Below are 16,204 nucleotides of genomic sequence, written 5' to 3'. Positions count from 1 at the left end.
TATTATTACTAAGATGTCGATAATCCTGTTTCTGTTTTTTTGTGAAGCATGCGCTTGGCGAAAGTAGTAAACCAAACCCAGCAATAATACTAATGCTAGAATGATGATTTTGTAATTCATTATGAAGCGGCCCCCTGACAATTTGTTATTCTCCTCTTCGGAGGGTGTTTAGAGTTTCGGCCAGGTAATCAACGGCCTCTCCTTTTTCCTTGAAAATTATTTCTCCGGTCGCGCGCCATTTAATTTCAACCAGCCCTTCCGTAACTGCCTGGGTTCCCACTACCAGACGAACGGGATAGCCAATTAAATCGGCATCCTTGAACTTGACGCCGGCCCGCTCCGGGCGATCATCGTAAATTACGTCTACTCCGGCGGCCAGAAGGTTCTGATAAATTTCCTCGGCAAGTTTGACCTGTAAGGAATCCCGGTGACTGATCGGGATCACAACCACCTCGTAGGGAGCAATTGATACAGGCCAGATAATTCCGTTTTCATCATGTCTTTGTTCCACTGCTGCGGCCATGGTCCTCGTAATGCCGATTCCATAGCAACCCATGATTATGGGAATCTCTTTTCCCGTTTCGTCGAGAATGGTGGCTCCCAGGGCCTTGCTGTATTTATCGCCCAGTTTGAAGATTTGGCCGACTTCAATCCCCCTTTTGAACTGAAGGGGAGCATCACATTTTGGACAGGGATCCCCCTCTTCTGCAACACGAAGATCCCCCAGGCCATCGAGATCGTAGTCGCGGCCGGGGTTTACGTTTAGATAATGATAGTCTTTCCGGTTAGCTCCTGCAACGGCATTAACTAACTCCTTGACCTCGTAGTCTCCAATAATTTTTACCGGCGCCTTCTCCTTTAAACCGCATGGTCCGGCATACCCCACCGGGATCTGAAACCGCTGGCTGATTTCCACTTCCGGGGCAATTTCAAGCTGAGTTGCTCCAAGGAAATTTTTTAATTTGGTTTCATTTACGGCGCGATCTCCCCGTACAAGAACTGCGACCGCTTCCCCATCTGCGTAGTAGAACAGGGTCTTGAGAACAGCTTTGGGTTCCACACCTAAATAGGCTGCTACCTCCTGTACGGTACGCGCCCCGGGTGTTGGAACAAGTTCCAGGGGTTGGGGCTTTCCGAGGGAAGCAACTTTCTGCGGTCGGCACGGAGCCTTTTCCACATTTGCGGCGTAGTCACAGACAGAACAGAAAACAAGTTGCGCCTCTCCGGCTTCCGCAAGCACCATAAACTCGTGGGTATCACTTCCGCCAATTGCACCTGGATCGGCCTCAACAACCCTGAAGGTGAGGCCGCACCGGCTGAAAATACGGCTGTAAGCATTGTACATCTTCTGGTAACTGATTTCCAGGCCTTGCTCGTCTCTGTCGAAGGAGTACAGGTCCTTCATAATGAACTCCCGCCCGCGCATTAACCCGAAGCGAGGGCGACGTTCATCTCTGTATTTGTTTTGAATTTGATAGAGGAGGAGAGGAAGCTGGCGATAAGACTTGACTTCCTGGCGGATTAAATCTGTAATGATCTCCTCGTGGGTTGGCCCCAAACAAAAACTGCGCCCGTGGCGGTCATGCAAGCGAAACATTTCGGGCCCGTATACTTCCCAGCGTCCTGTCTCGTGCCATATCTCTGCAGGCTGAATAATGGGAAGCAAAAGCTCGATTCCTCCGGCCTTATTCATTTCTTCTCGGACGATCTGCTTAATTTTTTCTACGACCCGATACCCCAGGGGAAGAAGAGTATAAATCCCGGCAGCCACCTTGCGGAGCATGCCCGCACGAATCAGAAGTTGATGGCTGATCGTATCTGCTTCTGCTGGCACCTCCCTGAGAGTCGGAATTAAATTTTGTGTTACCCGCATCCTTTAAACTCCCTCCTGTTCCTCCAGCATTTGTTCAATTTCTGTAATGAGAGCATCAGCCAGTTTTTCCTCGGGAACCTTCCGGATCATTTTGCCTTTTTTAAATAAGAGGCCGGAGCCCTTTCCCCCTGCGATTCCAACGTCAGCCTCCCGGGCTTCCCCTGGCCCGTTTACGGTGCAACCCATTACTGCGACACGCAGGTTTTTTTTCGAGGCGGGGAGGCGTTTTTCCACGGCCCGGGCAATTTCAATCAGGTTTATTTGACAACGCCCGCAAGTAGGGCATGAAATAAGTTCAATTCCCTCTGCCCTGAGACCCAGGCTCTTTAAAATTTGGATTCCCACGCGTATTTCTTCATGGGGGGTGCCTGTCAGAGAAACGCGGATTGTGTCTCCGATCCCCTCCGCGAGCAGAGCCCCAATCCCGACCGCCGATTTGATTGTTCCCGCCCAGGGCCCTCCTGCTTCGGTGACCCCCAAATGAAGGGGATAATCGACCCGTTTTGCTAAAATCCTGTATGCCTCTATTGTTATGGGAACCTCGGCAGCCTTAACGGAGATTTTCAGGTTGTAATAATTCTCTTTCTCCAGCAAGGCAACATGGGAGAGAGCACTTTCCACCAATCCTGTGGCTGTTCTTCCGTATTTTGCCAGGATTTCCGGAGCCAGGGAGCCTGCATTTACCCCGATCCGGATTGGGATGTTTTTTTCAGCCGCAGCCCTGACAACAGCCCGGACGCGTTCCTGGCTCCCGATGTTTCCGGGGTTGATCCGGAGCCCGTCTGCTCCCTTTTCGATTGCCAGCAGAGCAAGCCGGTAATCAAAATGGATATCTGCGACAAGAGGAATCCTGATTTGCTCTTTAATTTTTTTTATGGCATTTGCCGCGTCCCGGTCGGGGACGGCAACCCTGATGATGTCGCATCCAAGTTGCTCCAGTTCCCTGATTTGGGCTACAGTTGAGGCGACATCGCGCGTATCCGTTTTTGTCATGGTTTGCACCGAAACCGGTGCTCCCCCGCCGACAGGCACATTACCAACCATGATTTGTCTGGTAATCCTGCGCATGAAAACCACCCTAGTGTCCGGTTAATAAACGGGCGAGGTCGTTATAAGTAATGAGGAGGATTAAAACCATTAGAAGGGCAAAACCAATCAGGTGGATAAAATTTTCTTTTTCTGGATCTACCGGCCTCCCCCGGATTCCCTCCAAAAAGAGAAAAACCAATCTGCTCCCGTCTAAAGCGGGAATAGGAAGAAGGTTGATCAGGGCGAGATTTATGCTCAGGATAGCGGTAAAACTGAGCAGGTAACCGGCTCCCCCGCGCACTGCCTCCCCAATCATCTGGGTGATCCCGATGGGCCCTGCGATTTCCTCGGGAGGTACTGCACCGGTTACCGTTCCTATAAGACCTTGTAAAATCAGATGGGCAAAGCTAAAGGCCCGGCTCAGGCCTAATTTTACAGCATTCGAAAAACTTTGCTTCTCCCAAACCAGGCTTTGTCTGATTCCGATCTGGCCTACCTGGAACTTGGGATCGAACTGGGGTGTAACGAAAAAGATATATTTTTTATTGTCGCGCTCGATCACGAGGCGCGTTTTCTGCCAGGCTCTTTTATGAATATTCAATGCAATCTTCTCCCAGGTATCCGTTGGAGTCTCGTTCACCTGGATTATTCTATCACCCGGTTTCAACCCAATTCGGGCAGCGGGGCTTCCCGGGACAACTTCTCCGATGACATTTGAATTCGACGGAGTGGGGATCCCGATGATGCTGAAAGTGAAAATAAAAAGCACAATTGCAACCAGGAAATTGGTAACCGATCCTGCTGCAATAACGGCGATGCGGTCTTTTAAAGGTTTTTTGTTAAATCCATTTTCTTGGTCGCTGGCCGGGTCCATTCCTGCCATTTTTACGAATCCGCCCAAAGGAAAGCAGCGCAGGGAATATCTGGTTGGACTTTTTGCTGTTTTGAAACTGAAAAGTTTGGGGCCAAAGCCGATGCTGAATTCCTCTACCTGGATACCAACCAGCTTTGCAACGAGGAAGTGCCCCAACTCGTGGATACAGATGAGAAAACCCAAAACCAGAACAGAAATAAGAACGGGCATGGGAAACCTCCTAATTTCTCATTTCAATCAGTCGCTCAGTGTGTTTTCGGCCCCACTCGTCTGCGGCCAGAATCTCCTCCAGTTCTGGAGCAGGCCTTGGGAGATGAGAATTCATTGCTTCGGAGATAAGTTCGGGGATTGCCAGAAAGGAAATCTTTCCTCCCAAAAATGCCTCAACTGCAACTTCGTTGGCTGCGTTTAAAACAGCGGGCATTGTCCCTCCAATTTTACCGGCTTCAAGAGCCAGCTTAAGACACGGAAAGGTGTCAAGGTCTGGAGGTTCAAAAGTAAGCTGCCCTGCCTTAACAAGGTCTAAGGGAGCAATGCCACTTTTTCTTCGTTCTGGAAAGAAAAGGGCGTATTGAATTGGGAGGCGCATGTCCGGCCAGCTCAGCTGGGCAAGTACGCTTCCGTCTTTAAAAACAACAAGGCCGTGTACGATGCTTTGAGGGTGGATCACTACTTCGATCTGGTCGTACGCGATCCCAAATAGCCATTTTGCCTCGATTACTTCAAGCCCCTTGTTCATCAGTGTGGCGGAATCAACGGTGATTTTCGGGCCCATCTGCCAGGTCGGGTGGCGCAGGGCCATTTCAGGCGTAACCTTTTTGAGTTCCTGACGGGAGAAACCTCGAAAGGGGCCGCCTGAACCTGTTATGATTACCCGGGCAGCCTCGCCGGTTCTCTCCCAGCACTGGAAGATCGCGGAGTGTTCGCTGTCCACTGGAATGATCTGAACCCCCATTTTGCGGGCCGCCTCCATGACAAGGTTTCCCCCCGCAACCAGGGTTTCCTTATTGGCCAGGGCGATGTTTTTCCGGGTATAAATTGCTTCGAGGGTGGGGCGAAGCCCTGCAATCCCGGTTACTGCTACCAGGATTAAATCGGATTCCGGAAGTCCGGCAAGCCTGGTAAAACCCTCTGGTCCTTTCAGGCAGGTTACCTTTAGATCCCGGAGTCGTTCGGAAAAAACCCGAGCGGCATCAGGGTCCATTACCGCGGCATAGGGAACGTTAAAAAGGCGAACCTGTTGCTCAAGCAAGTCAATGTTCCGTTTTGCGGCCAGTCCGACCACTTGAAAAGCCTCGGGAAAAGAGCTTACTACTTCAAGGGCCTGTCTTCCGATTGAGCCTGTAGAGCCGAGGATTACGATCCTTTTTTTCATCACTTCAGATGCCTGCCTTTTTTTCCTCGAAAAATGCTTTATAGGCAATTACCAGGGCGGGCCCTAGAATCAAACCCCATAAACCCAAAAGCGAGAATCCAAAGTAAAGGGTGATGAGTGTGGTAAGAGGATGAAGCCCAAGACTTTGACCGACCACCTTGGGCTCCAGTAACTGTCTTACCACCACGATTATACCATAAAGAATCAGGAGACCAATCCCCAGGCGAATTTTTCCGGAGAAGAGCATCCAGAGCGCCCAGGGAATATAAAGGGAGCCGGGGCCCAAAATCGGCAAAAGATCGACGAAAGCAGCAACCAGCGCCAGAATGTGGGCGTAGCTTACACCCAGGATCGAAAGCCCCACCAGGCTTTCAAGGCCTGTTAAACTGATTAAAAATAACTGGGCCTTTAAATATCCGTGGAATGCTTTAAAAAGGCCGCCGCTCACCCTTTTAAAGGGTGCCTGCCACGGCGCGGGGATAAAACGGATCATGTTTGTTTTGATTAAATGGTAATCACGGGCGAAGAAAAAGCTTCCAACCAGGGTGATAATTAAAAGAATGAAGTAGCGGGGCAGGGATGCAATAAAGCGGAAAAGCTGGGTCAGGATTATGCCCACAATGTTTTTCGTAAAATCGACAACCTGCCAGAGGTTACGAACGGCCTCCTGAATAATGTTTTGGGGAAGATGCAGGTTTAATAAGAATGACTGAAATCGCTCTACCAGCAGGTTCAGGTTCCATATTTCTAAGTCCTGGGATGCACTGGCAAGAGCCTGGGATAATTGAACGAGTTCCCGGATTAAGTTGGAAATAAGAAGAAAAAGAAGCCCCCCAATGATGGCGATAAACAGGAGAAGGGCGAAAAGAGTCCCCCAGGTTCGAGATAAGTGCAGCCTTTGCTCTAAAAAGGTAATCGGGGGATCGAGCAGTGAGGCAAAAAGATACGCGATCAGAAACGGGAGCACCGCCTTGATTCCCGCTCCGATCAGGCGCGCCAGGAACGGCCAAAAATGGGTGATGAAAAAATAAATGCCCGCCCCAACCAGAACAAGAGTTAAAATTTTTATGAATATTAAGAGATTCTTCTCTAAAGCAGGAGTCACCTGGGTCCCTCCTCAACGGTTATAAGGAACTTAGATAAAGAACTTCAGGTAAAGGTAAGTAATGGGAGCGCTGAAAAGCAGGCTGTCAAAACGATCCAGAATTCCTCCATGGCCGGGAATCAATTCTCCGGAATTTTTTACCTTTCCCAGCCTCTTGATGGCAGATTCCACCAGGTCTCCCAGCTGAACGAAAATGCCGATCAGCAGGCCGAGAAAAAATGTACTTAAATAAGAAAAGAGAGGATAAAAAAGCTGAAAGAGAAAAGCCGCTCCAATGCTTAACACCAGGCCTCCAGCAGTTCCTTCTAATGTCTTTTTGGGGCTTAAATTGCGCCAGAGGTGGCGGCGTCCCCAGAGCCGCCCCGCAAAATAAGCACCTGTATCGCAGGCCCAGGTGACGATAAAGACGAAGAGCAAATACGGGAACCCGAAGGAATTCATTTTTCTGATTAAAATGAGATAACTGAGCAGGAGGCTTACGTAGCAGCCTCCCAAAAAAGATGAAGCGCTGTCACCAAGTGTATGCCTGGGGAAAGTAATAATTAATGCGATAAGATGAATTAACAAATAAATCGTGAGACCTGTTAAAAGGAGCTCGTGTTCCCGGCTGCTTGGTGCAAAAAAGGCAAGAAAGGGAAAGAGAATGCCGCTTCCGTAAATGAGAAGCGGGTGAGTTTTGAGATTCATGCGCACCATGATGGAGCAGAGTTCGCGCAGGCCTGCCATGGCGAGAAAAACAATCCCGGCCAGGAAAATGTATTTTCCTTCGTAAGAGAGGTAAATCAAAACGGGGATGCCCAGGACTGCGCTGAGGATACGTTCCAAAAGCAAAATTTCCAGGCCCCCTCAAAGCCCTCCGAAACGGCGTTTCCGCTGCTGAAAAGACACCAGTGCCTGCAGAAAGTGGGATGCCCGGAAGTCCGGCCAGAAAACCGGAGTGCTCCAGAATTCGGTATAAGCCGTCTGCCAGAGGAGAAAGTTGCTGATGCGAAGTTCTCCTGCTGGACGGATTAAAAGGTCTGGGTCCGGGAGATCCGCAGTGTAAAGGTGTTTTTCAAAAACAGCTTCGTCGATTTCGGCTGGCTCCAGCTCACCATTTTTGACGCGAAGCGCGATTTTCCGGGCAGCATCCACAATTTCCAGGCGCCCCCCGTAATTCAGCGCAAGATTTAAAATAAGTTTGTCGTTTTGAGAGGTCAGGTCCTGGGCCCTGATAATTTCTTTTTGAGCAGGATCAGGCAGTTCGTGGATGTGTCCAATAGCTCTGATTTGGATTCCCTGCTGGTGCAGTTCATTTAATTCCTTTTGGATATACTCGCACAACAAGTCCATTAAGATATTGATTTCTTCTTGCGGGCGCTTCCAGTTTTCCGTGGAAAAGGCAAACACCGTTAAAATTTTTATCTTTAATTCCAAGCACAGTTTTACGATGTTGCGGAGCGTTTCCACTCCTGCCCGGTGGCCCATTGCCCGGGGGAGCCCCCTTGCCTGGGCCCAGCGTCCGTTGCCGTCCATAATGATGGCTACATGAAAAGGAAGGCGGGCCAAATCAAGTCTTTTCCGTAATTTTTCTTCTTCTTGATAACCGTTTTGTTTTTTAATTCTGATTCGATTTAAAAGACCTTCAATCAATGTTAACTCTCCCAGAAAAGGTTTGGTTAAGAAAAACCCCCTCCATGAGGGGGAAGGCAGGGTCTGCTTACTCTTCCACGATTGCTTCGTTGGGGCATACATCCATGCAAGTTCCACAATCTTCACACTTTTCGGTGTTGATCCGATAGGTGCCATCTACCTCTTCAATCGCTCCATTGGGACATTCATCAAGGCAGGTACCGCAAGCTTCGCACTTATCGGTGATTTTGTAGGGCATTTTATCACCTCCTTTTACGCGGGATCTGAATAAAATTCATGCCCTATGATTAATTCGACTTTTTTTTCTCCAATTTCACGCTGGCGCAAAATTCTTGCCTTTTTACCCGGTTCTTGATGCAAAGGCCCGGTAAAACGAATTTGGATTCGGTAACCTGCCTGTTGAAGGAGGCGAGCACCTTCTTCGTAAAGATAACCGATAACGTCGGGAATCTGAAATTTCATCATCATTGCTCCAAAAATTAAAGTTCCATAATTTCTTTTTCTTTTGCTTCGGCAATTTGATCGATTTGCTTGATGTACTTGTCGGTAGCCTTTTGAATTACCTCGAGACTGCGCTTTGCTTCATCTTGAGAAATTTCCTTTCTCTTTTCCTGACTTTTAACCTGTTCGTTGCCTTCCCGCCTCAAATTTCGGACCGCGACGCGCGCCTCTTCGGCTTTTTTGTGAACCAGTTTAACAAGTTCTTTTCTTTTTTCCTGGGTCAAAGGAGGAATTACGATTCGGATTAAATAGCCGTCACTTACCGGGGTAACGCCAAGGTCCGACTTGAGGATTGCCTTTTCAATTTGCGGGACGAGGTTTCGGTCCCAGGGTTGAATTACAAGAAGGCGCGGTTCGGGGACGGAAATTGCTGCAAGCTGGTTAATGGGGGTTGGTGTTCCGTAATAGTCCACGGAAATCTTATCGAGCAAGGCAGGGGTAGCACGGCCGGCACGTAAAGTTGTGTACTCTTTAGCCAGCAAATCAACCGTTTTTTTCATTTTTTCTTCCAATTGTTGAAGGGCTGTCTTATCCATTACTTTCCCTCCCTACAATGGTACCGATTTTCTCGCCCATAACTGCCTTTAAAATATTTCCTCTTGTTGTGACACTGAAAACAATTATCGGAATTTTATTTTCCATACAGAGGGAGGTCGCAGTGGAATCCATTACACTCAACCCTTTATTCAGAACATCCAGGTATTCCAGCTCGGCAAACTTCCGGGCCCCGGGATTAAGCTGGGGGTCTGAATCATAAACCCCATCTACTTTTTTAGCCATCAGGATTACTTCTGCCTCAATCTCCGCTGCTCGGAGCGCTGCCGTAGTATCGGTGGAGAAGAAAGGATTCCCTGTCCCGCCTGCAAAAATTACAATACGTCCTTTTTCCAGATGGCGGATTGCCCGGCGGCGTATATACGGTTCCGCTACTTCCTTCATTTCAATGGCCGTCTGGACTCTGGTCTCAACTCCGTGTTTTTCCAAAGCATCCTGCAAGGCCAGGGCGTTGATTACGGTCGCAAGCATTCCCATGTAGTCTGCTGTGGCCCGGTCCATTCCCTTTGCGCTCCCTGCGACCCCCCGCCAAATATTTCCTCCCCCGACGACGATTGCGATCTCTACGCCCTTGTCTTTAACCTCTTTAATTTCGGCGGCAATAGCGCTGACAAGATCTGGGTCAATGCCGAACCCTTGATCTCCGGCAAGTGCTTCGCCGCTCAATTTAAGAATAATTCTTCGATATTTAGGATTCTCCATACTGGGGAAAACCTCCAGTTTCCCATATCTTCTACTTCATGTTTGTAAATCCTCTCAACCGGTCAATTTTAGGATTCTTCCCCAAGCCGGAACCTGCAAAAACGGCGGACCACAATATTTTCTCCTAACCGGGCAATATACTCGTTGATTAAATCTTTTACGGTACGTTCAGGGTCTCTGATATAGGGCTGTTCCAGAAGGCAAACTTCCTGGAAGTACTTTTCAAGTCTTCCTGAAACAATTTTATCAATCACCTTTTCAGGTTTGCCTTCATTTAAAGCTTGAGTTCGCAAAATCTCCTTTTCCTTTTCCAGCTGGTCAGGAGGAACATCACTGCGGTCGATATAAAGGGGATTGGATGCTGCTACTTGCATTGCTAATTCCCTGCAGAGGGTTTGATAATCATCTGTTTTGGCAACAAAATCGGTTTCGCAGTTGACTTCGATTAATACCCCTAGCCGGCCTCCGGCGTGAATATAAGCTTCAATTCTGCCCTCCTTGGTGGCTCTTCCTGCTTTTTTCGCGGCGGTAGCAAGCCCCCGTTCTCTCAGGTAAACAAGGGCTTTTTCAAGGTCTCCGCCCGTTTCCGTGAGGGCCCTTTTGCAATCCATCATTCCGGCTCCTGTACGCTCCCGCAATTCTTTCACAAGGTCGGCTTTAATCAAAAAAGATCCCTCCGATCTGTATTTAAGCCTGTTCCTGTTCACCCTGTTTGGCTTCTATCACCGCATCCGCGATCTTCGAGGTAAGTAGACGGACCGCTCTGATAGCATCGTCGTTTCCCGGAATCACATAATCAATTTCATCAGGATCACAGTTAGTATCAACAATTCCAACTGTAGGTATTCCCAATTTTCTGGCTTCACAGACGGCAATTCGCTCTTTCCGGGAATCAACAATGAAAAGCGCTCCCGGAAGCTCGTTCATTTCTTTGATTCCCTTGAGAAACTTTTCCAGTTTATCCTTTTCTGCCTTCAATTTTGTTACCTCTTTTTTGGGGAGGAGATCGAAATATCCCGTTTCCTCCATCTTTTCGAGTTCCTTGAGTCGCTCTACCCGTTTCCTGATGGTGGAAAAATTGGTCAGCATTCCTCCCAACCAGCGAACATTAACATAAAACATTCCGCATCTTTCTGCTTCTTCGCGTACCGACTCCTGTGCCTGTTTTTTCGTTCCTACAAAAAGAATGCTCTTTCCTTCTCTGACCACGTCTTTGACAAAATTGTAGGCTTCGTCAATTTTCTTTACGGTTTTTTGGAGATCGATGATGTAGATTCCGTTCCGCTCCGTAAAAATATAGGGGGCCATTTTGGGGTTCCAGCGTCTTGTTTGGTGGCCGAAGTGAACTCCCGCTTCAAGCAATTGCTTCATAGAAATTACTGCCATTAAGACTCCTCCTTGCAGGTTTTTCCTCCGCTGCTTTCATGCCCAACCGGACCCGGGGGGACCACCGGCTGTATTCAGCAGCGTGTGTTTTATGCCACCGGTTAGTATAACACAAAGATCCGCTCCTGGCAATGAAAAAGGCATCTGTTGGCGAAGACAGATGCCCTATTTTCTACTTTTTTAAGAGAGCCGTTTCCCTTTTAATTCAAGTACCAGTTCCACCTCGTCATAGCCTAAATTTAACCGCTGAGCAATTTCCTGGGGGCTTAACCCCTGGTCGGCCAGTTCGTAGAGTTTTGCGTATTTTTCCCCGTCATTGATCTTGACAGGTTCCTCTTTGCCGGATCTGTTTTCCTTCTGTTTTAATTCCCGACTGTTCCCGCGAGGTTTCCCCTTTCCCTGCGATCTTTGACTCTTTTCTCTTTCTTTGGCTATATTGCGCTTTTCTCCACTTAAACCAACAACGTGAAGACGCTGTTCGAGATGCGCAACTGAATTCCTGACCTGTTTAACCTGTCCTTCTACCTGAGATACCGCAAGGTCAGTATGTTTCCGGGCTGCAGTTAACATCTTTTCCATTTCTTCTTTTATCTGGTAAATTTCTTTAATGGATTCTTCCAAACGTGATATTTCCCTGGTGATCTGGTTTAGTCTCAACTCCCGCCTGTCGCGCCAGATGACCAGAGATACCATGGCGATGATACACAATGTAAGAATACCCAAGGTAATGATTAATAATTTTAATAGTTCCATAACGATCTACCTGCACCTCTAAATTAGATTTTAAGATCAACAATCTGGCCTAAGAGCAGGCTTCCGATGAGTTCCTGTTTTTCTTCCGGCACGGGCTGCTTTTCATGCGGTGCACCCTTCTTTTCATCTTTTTGCCTGGCAGAGGATCGCCTCTCATCGCGCGTTCGTTCCTTGATTCTTGCTTCTTGTGGTTGGGAAAGGTGCTGTACTGTTTTTTGGATGGCTTCGGATTCGTGGAGAAGATGAGCGGCAAAGCTCAGTTGCTGATTCTGCTCGTTTATCTGTTGGACATGCTGAATCCGGCCAACTTCCTGCGTCCTGGGAAGGAGAACCTGAAGGTCGAGTGATTTCAGGGTCATTGCCAACCCCCCGTAAAGAGCCATCTTAACCCCTGTTTAAATTGCGTCAAGCATACGGCGAAATTTTGATTTCCCCTCCCTCCTGGGAGATTGTGACATACTGCATTTCGTCCCGTACATAATAGGTTAGCTGGCCAATCCTGATGATCGTGCCAGGATGAAGGAGATTCTTTACCTTAACCTTCCCCTTGTCAAGAGTGCTGAGCAATCCTAACAATTTAGCCTCCTCTTCCCTTATTTCTTCAAGCTTTCGTTTGAGCTGAAGTTGGGTTCGGGTTAACCTGATTAAAAGCGTCTTTTTCTCCGGGGAAAGTTCCTTGCCTTCGCCTTCTAACCCGCGTAACAGGTTAAGGGCCTTCTCTACTTTATCCAGGTGAGTTTCGGTTTCTGACCGTTCTTTTGAAATTTGATTAAAAGCCATCCTCAGTTCCGGATTCACGCCGACCTCTAATTCCGTGATTGTTGCCAGGTTTGAACCAACGATTTTTGCTTCAATGTCTTCCCCCGCGCGGCAAAGTCCGCCTACAAGAAGCCCCTTTCGGCCGTTAACGATGATTTTCCCTCCTGCATTGACGTGGCTGTGCATGATTGCTTCCCCAACTATTACATTCTGTCCTGCCTGAACATGGGCAGTTTCCAGAAACTTTGCGAAAACGTTTCCCTTGGCAACGATGCGGCCTTTTCCCAGCCCCCGTATCCCCTCCTTTACAACAACATTTCCTCCGGCAATAATGGAGCCCCCTTCAATGGTTTCACGAACCTCGACATCACCTTCTGCCCTTACTGTAAATCCAAATTTGATACTGCCCCGGACCTGAACGCTCCCGATAAAATCAATGTTGCCTGTTGAGAAATCTACATTACCAACTACTTCGTACACAGGCAGCACGTGGATTTTATTATCCTGCATTAAGACGTGGCCACGGGCAGAGGCAATAAGGGTCAGTCCTTCATCTATTAGCTCGGTGTTTTTTCCGGCGCGCAACTGGCAATCCTTCCCGGGGCGGGGAAGGAGCGGTTTTCCTGTAACCGTCGAACCGGGCTCACCCGGGGTCGCCGGAGTTTTAGTTGCCAGCACCTGTCCGGTTTCCACATTATAAATTAGATTTATATTATAATAATCAACTCTTCCATCATCCAGTTCAGCGGGTTTTGGCTTTTGGCCTTCGACCGGAAAGTAGTAAGTGAGCTGGGCGTCTCGCCCGTCTTCAGCAGGCTTCCCGCGTGCCACAAGGACCGGTTCGTTTGACTCGGCCGCCTTTAGGGCTTCTTCTACCCTTGCCTGGTCGATGCCATAGACCACTCCCGCCTTTTTCAGGGCTTCGTAAACCATGTCAGCGGTAACGGGATTTCCGTTAAAGGGCGGAAATATTGTGACATAAGCCTCCATTTCATCTTTGCTCACTTTTACAAGCACTTCGCCGTTTTTTTTCAGGTTTTCCTGGACCGGAGCTATTTTGATTCGCTTCGATTTTTCCTCTACTGCCTCCCTGACCTTGTCCCAGTCAACCTGCTGAAGTGCAAGGGCCTTGATTTCCTGTTCTAAATCTGCAAAGGAAAGAACCTTTCCTGCTCCTTCGGGAGGAAAAACGGTAAGAAAGGTGCCTTCATCTGTAAATTCCAGAAGACGTAAACCGTCAAAGTCTTTAATTCCGGAGAGCGCCCTCTCGCAGATCTTTTCAATCTGGTCCTCTCTATTATTAAGTTCTCCCGGGTTTGGTTTTTTTCCTTCCTGCATAAATATTTTTATCCCCTCCCGTTTAGACTAATTAAGCCCTTTTTCTTTCTGCTTAAGTGCCCTCTCAAACGCAAAATAGCTTTTGTGTGAAGTTGAGAGACCCGGGATTCCGAAACACCGATTACCTTTCCGATTTCTTTTAATGTTAAACCTTCATAGTAATACAGGGTTGTCACCAGCTTTTCTTTTTCGGGAAGCTTTGCAATTGCCTGCGCGAGCACCTCTTTGATTTCTTCAAGTTCAAGGTGTTCAACCGGATCTTTCGCTTTGGGATCGGGAATTACTTCTCCTAGGGAATAGGATTCATTATCTGAATCCGAATACAGGGAGTCTTCGAGAGAAATCAGGGTAACCGGGGCAACTTCATCCATCATCTGGTGGAATTGCTTTAATGTAAGACCCAGATGAGCGGCGATTTCGTGGTCTTCCGGGGGCCTCCCCAAACTTTGCTCAAGGCTGAGGAGGGCTCTTTCCAGGGAGCGTGCCTTATTCCGAACGGATTGCGGAATCCAGTTGAAAGCACGGAGCCAGTCCAAGATCGCTCCTTTGATTCGCGCCAGGGCAAAAGTCTCGAATTTGAATCCTCTGTCCGGATCGAATCTGTCAACAGCGTTGATTAACCCGTAAACCCCCGCATTGATCAGATCGTCTAATTCAAAATGCCCCTTAACTCCAATGGCCAGGCGGCCCGCGACGTACTTCACAAGGGAGACATAGTGGAGGATTAACCGCTCCCGGGCTTCGGAATCGTTTTCTTTTTTAAATTTATGCCAGAGAAGGGCCAGTTCTTGAGAGTCTGCGGCTTCCATCAGAGGGCCTCCCGTGCTCTCTTGAATTTATTTTTCAGGCTGATCCTCAAGTGCCATCTTCCGGACCAGTTCTGCACCCCGTGCCGGGTCCTGACTCAAACGGGAGATCAGGTCCTCGGCCACCTGAGAGGCCTTTCTTTGCCTGAATTCTCCTTCAGTATCTTCAGATTCCCGCTCTCTTTTTTGGCCTGGGACCCGTTCGCCTTTGTTCTGGGGTAAATTTTTATGGGGATGCTGTCTGGTTTCGATTCTTTTCAAACCGAAGCTTAAAAGAGTTGACAAAAGATAAATAATCAGGCCCGAAAGTAGAGAGCGTTTAACCAGAACTGGAAACGAAACCTGTTTGAGAAAACCGGTTAAAAAAATAACAATTCCAAGGATGAGAGCTGCCCAAAGCGCCGGATTCATATAACCTTCTCTCCGTGCTCGATGGTCCGAATATAAAGCTTGCCTGTTGTCGTACAAAGCTCGATGCTGCGGCCGTAATTCCCCCCAACGTCCTGGGCAATTAAGGGGATCTGCTCCTTTGCCAGGGTGCTCTTTGTGGCTTCTATGTTACGTTCTCCAATGCGCATAAAATCTGTTGCACCTGGAAAAGAGAACATTTGGGCTCCACCTGCAATTTTGGCTACAATTCTGTTTTTAAGTGCACCCAATTTGAGCATTTCCGCGACGAGGATACCAACCGCAGTATTGGCAAATTTTGCTTTATTCTCGGAATTTCTTGCCTGTGTGCTGTCAGGTAGCATGATGTGTGCCAGACCACCGATTTTTGCAGCAGGATCAAAAAGACAGATTCCAACACAAGAACCGAGTCCTGCACTGGCAAGATTGGTAGGAGCTTTGGCGACTTTGAGTTCGGCGATTCCTACTTTTAAAATTTCTCCCACTAAGTATTCACCCCAAGTGTACTTAAAATCAGGTCCAGCGAGTCTGCCTCCGGAAGGAAGAAGAGGTACCCTACTACATGATCGGCCTGATACCGGAATTCGGTTTGAATAAAAAGGGCATGATCGCCTGTTTTGCCAAGTTCGTGAAATACGGTTCCCAGAAGGGCACCTGCCATGTCGGTACCGAGAGCCGGCACCGAGGGGAGGTAGGTGAGAGAAGTGAACATGGCCAGGGCGTTCAAAAAAGAACCGGTTAAGATGTTTCCTGCCTCCATGAGAGCCGAGCGTTCAAGTTCGGTCAAAGGCTGTCCCGGCCCTCCTGCTTTGCTTTTAAGCAAAATTTTCACAAGCTGTTTGGCGTCAGAAAAGGGGAGAAGAAACAAAATTCCACCCGGGGCCGAACCCGAAATTTTTAGATAGATTCCTGCCACAAAGGTTTCTGCTCCACCCAAAATTTCGGCTACTTCTGCAAAAGGAAGAATCCTGACCTGGGGAACACTCATTTCAACCCGGTCATCGATCAGTTTGGAAAGGGCTGTAGCAGCATTTCCCGCTCCGATGTTTCCGATTTCTTTCAGTGCATCTACCTGCAGATGGCTTAAAGAGCGAAAATCCCTAGCCAG

The 16,204-nt window shown here is 48.3% G+C and carries 19 protein-coding genes; all 19 read right to left on the bottom strand.

Annotated features, from left to right (window positions below):
• Window positions 1–145: 145 nt before the first annotated feature.
• The 19 genes from HPY58_01060 to HPY58_00970 all read right to left on the bottom strand — a co-directional run bounded on the left by HPY58_01060 (window position 146) and on the right by HPY58_00970 (window position 16,204).
• Window positions 146–1,873 (bottom strand): proline--tRNA ligase, encoded by a 1,728-nt coding sequence (locus HPY58_01060; protein ID NPV28248.1) that lies wholly within the window; start codon window positions 1,871–1,873, stop codon window positions 146–148.
• A 3-nt stretch (window positions 1,874–1,876) separates the two neighbouring features.
• Window positions 1,877–2,941, bottom strand: a complete 1,065-nt coding sequence (gene ispG, locus HPY58_01055; protein ID NPV28247.1) for a flavodoxin-dependent (E)-4-hydroxy-3-methylbut-2-enyl-diphosphate synthase — start codon at window positions 2,939–2,941, stop codon at window positions 1,877–1,879.
• Between the two features lie 10 nt (window positions 2,942–2,951).
• Entirely contained in the window at window positions 2,952–3,986 is a 1,035-nt protein-coding gene (gene rseP / locus HPY58_01050) for an RIP metalloprotease RseP (GenBank protein ID NPV28246.1), read from the bottom strand.
• 10 nt (window positions 3,987–3,996) lie between these two features.
• Window positions 3,997–5,151 (bottom strand): 1-deoxy-D-xylulose-5-phosphate reductoisomerase, encoded by a 1,155-nt coding sequence (locus tag HPY58_01045; GenBank protein NPV28245.1) that lies wholly within the window; start codon window positions 5,149–5,151, stop codon window positions 3,997–3,999.
• A gap of 4 nt (window positions 5,152–5,155) precedes the next feature.
• The gene (gene ytvI / locus HPY58_01040; protein NPV28244.1) at window positions 5,156–6,256 is read right to left on the bottom strand and encodes a sporulation integral membrane protein YtvI; all 1,101 of its coding nucleotides are present in this window, start codon (window positions 6,254–6,256) and stop codon (window positions 5,156–5,158) included.
• 30 nt (window positions 6,257–6,286) lie between these two features.
• Entirely contained in the window at window positions 6,287–7,087 is an 801-nt protein-coding gene (locus HPY58_01035; GenBank protein ID NPV28243.1) for a phosphatidate cytidylyltransferase, read from the bottom strand.
• A 15-nt stretch (window positions 7,088–7,102) separates the two neighbouring features.
• Entirely contained in the window at window positions 7,103–7,990 is an 888-nt protein-coding gene (locus HPY58_01030; GenBank protein ID NPV28242.1) for an isoprenyl transferase, read from the bottom strand.
• Complete coding sequence (locus HPY58_01025) at window positions 7,956–8,126, bottom strand: 4Fe-4S binding protein (GenBank protein ID NPV28241.1); 171 nt, start codon at window positions 8,124–8,126, stop codon at window positions 7,956–7,958. The genes HPY58_01030 and HPY58_01025 overlap by 35 nt, the downstream gene beginning before the upstream one ends.
• 14 nt (window positions 8,127–8,140) lie before the next feature.
• Window positions 8,141–8,353, bottom strand: coding sequence for a hypothetical protein (locus tag HPY58_01020; protein NPV28240.1), 213 nt, complete (start codon window positions 8,351–8,353; stop codon window positions 8,141–8,143).
• A 14-nt stretch (window positions 8,354–8,367) separates the two neighbouring features.
• Window positions 8,368–8,925, bottom strand: a complete 558-nt coding sequence (gene frr / locus HPY58_01015) for a ribosome recycling factor (protein NPV28239.1) — start codon at window positions 8,923–8,925, stop codon at window positions 8,368–8,370.
• Window positions 8,918–9,646: a UMP kinase gene (locus HPY58_01010; protein NPV28238.1), complete on the bottom strand. Its 729-nt coding sequence runs from the start codon at window positions 9,644–9,646 to the stop codon at window positions 8,918–8,920. Before HPY58_01010 ends, frr begins: the two co-directional genes overlap by 8 nt.
• Window positions 9,647–9,714: 68 nt before the next feature.
• Entirely contained in the window at window positions 9,715–10,311 is a 597-nt protein-coding gene (gene tsf / locus HPY58_01005) for a translation elongation factor Ts (GenBank protein NPV28237.1), read from the bottom strand.
• Window positions 10,312–10,333: 22 nt separating this feature from the next.
• A complete protein-coding gene (gene rpsB / locus HPY58_01000; protein NPV28236.1) occupies window positions 10,334–11,032 on the bottom strand; it encodes a 30S ribosomal protein S2 in 699 nt (232 codons plus the stop codon).
• Between the two features lie 180 nt (window positions 11,033–11,212).
• Entirely contained in the window at window positions 11,213–11,785 is a 573-nt protein-coding gene (locus HPY58_00995; GenBank protein NPV28235.1) for a hypothetical protein, read from the bottom strand.
• A gap of 23 nt (window positions 11,786–11,808) precedes the next feature.
• Window positions 11,809–12,150: a hypothetical protein gene (locus HPY58_00990; protein ID NPV28234.1), complete on the bottom strand. Its 342-nt coding sequence runs from the start codon at window positions 12,148–12,150 to the stop codon at window positions 11,809–11,811.
• 40 nt (window positions 12,151–12,190) lie between these two features.
• A complete protein-coding gene (locus HPY58_00985) occupies window positions 12,191–13,882 on the bottom strand; it encodes a DUF342 domain-containing protein (GenBank protein ID NPV28233.1) in 1,692 nt (563 codons plus the stop codon).
• An 8-nt stretch (window positions 13,883–13,890) separates the two neighbouring features.
• Window positions 13,891–14,691: a FliA/WhiG family RNA polymerase sigma factor gene (locus HPY58_00980; GenBank protein ID NPV28232.1), complete on the bottom strand. Its 801-nt coding sequence runs from the start codon at window positions 14,689–14,691 to the stop codon at window positions 13,891–13,893.
• A gap of 404 nt (window positions 14,692–15,095) precedes the next feature.
• Complete coding sequence (locus HPY58_00975) at window positions 15,096–15,581, bottom strand: chemotaxis protein CheD (protein NPV28231.1); 486 nt, start codon at window positions 15,579–15,581, stop codon at window positions 15,096–15,098.
• Complete coding sequence (locus HPY58_00970; GenBank protein NPV28230.1) at window positions 15,581–16,204, bottom strand: chemotaxis protein CheC; 624 nt, start codon at window positions 16,202–16,204, stop codon at window positions 15,581–15,583. Before HPY58_00970 ends, HPY58_00975 begins: the two co-directional genes overlap by 1 nt.

The organism is Bacillota bacterium (assembly GCA_013177945.1).
Taxonomy (GTDB): domain Bacteria; phylum Bacillota; class DSM-12270; order Thermacetogeniales; family Thermacetogeniaceae; genus Ch130.
The sequence above is the reverse complement of the archived record's forward strand: the minus strand, read 5'-3'. Positions and strand labels throughout refer to the sequence as shown.

What these genes read in the sequence shown, in the direction of transcription:
- HPY58_01060 (NPV28248.1), bottom strand. Translation starts at nt 1,873, where the DNA reads ATGCGGGTAACACAAAATTTAATTCCGACTCTCAGGGAGGTGCCAGCA.
- ispG (NPV28247.1), bottom strand. Translation starts at nt 2,941, where the DNA reads ATGCGCAGGATTACCAGACAAATCATGGTTGGTAATGTGCCTGTCGGC.
- rseP (NPV28246.1), bottom strand. Translation starts at nt 3,986, where the DNA reads ATGCCCGTTCTTATTTCTGTTCTGGTTTTGGGTTTTCTCATCTGTATC.
- HPY58_01045 (NPV28245.1), bottom strand. Translation starts at nt 5,151, where the DNA reads ATGAAAAAAAGGATCGTAATCCTCGGCTCTACAGGCTCAATCGGAAGA.
- HPY58_01030 (NPV28242.1), bottom strand. Translation starts at nt 7,990, where the DNA reads ATGTATGCCCCAACGAAGCAATCGTGGAAGAGTAAGCAGACCCTGCCT.
- HPY58_01025 (NPV28241.1), bottom strand. Translation starts at nt 8,126, where the DNA reads ATGCCCTACAAAATCACCGATAAGTGCGAAGCTTGCGGTACCTGCCTT.
- HPY58_01020 (NPV28240.1), bottom strand. Translation starts at nt 8,353, where the DNA reads ATGATGAAATTTCAGATTCCCGACGTTATCGGTTATCTTTACGAAGAA.
- frr (NPV28239.1), bottom strand. Translation starts at nt 8,925, where the DNA reads ATGGATAAGACAGCCCTTCAACAATTGGAAGAAAAAATGAAAAAAACG.
- HPY58_01010 (NPV28238.1), bottom strand. Translation starts at nt 9,646, where the DNA reads ATGGAGAATCCTAAATATCGAAGAATTATTCTTAAATTGAGCGGCGAA.
- rpsB (NPV28236.1), bottom strand. Translation starts at nt 11,032, where the DNA reads ATGGCAGTAATTTCTATGAAGCAATTGCTTGAAGCGGGAGTTCACTTC.
- HPY58_00995 (NPV28235.1), bottom strand. Translation starts at nt 11,785, where the DNA reads ATGGAACTATTAAAATTATTAATCATTACCTTGGGTATTCTTACATTG.
- HPY58_00985 (NPV28233.1), bottom strand. Translation starts at nt 13,882, where the DNA reads ATGCAGGAAGGAAAAAAACCAAACCCGGGAGAACTTAATAATAGAGAG.
- HPY58_00980 (NPV28232.1), bottom strand. Translation starts at nt 14,691, where the DNA reads ATGGAAGCCGCAGACTCTCAAGAACTGGCCCTTCTCTGGCATAAATTT.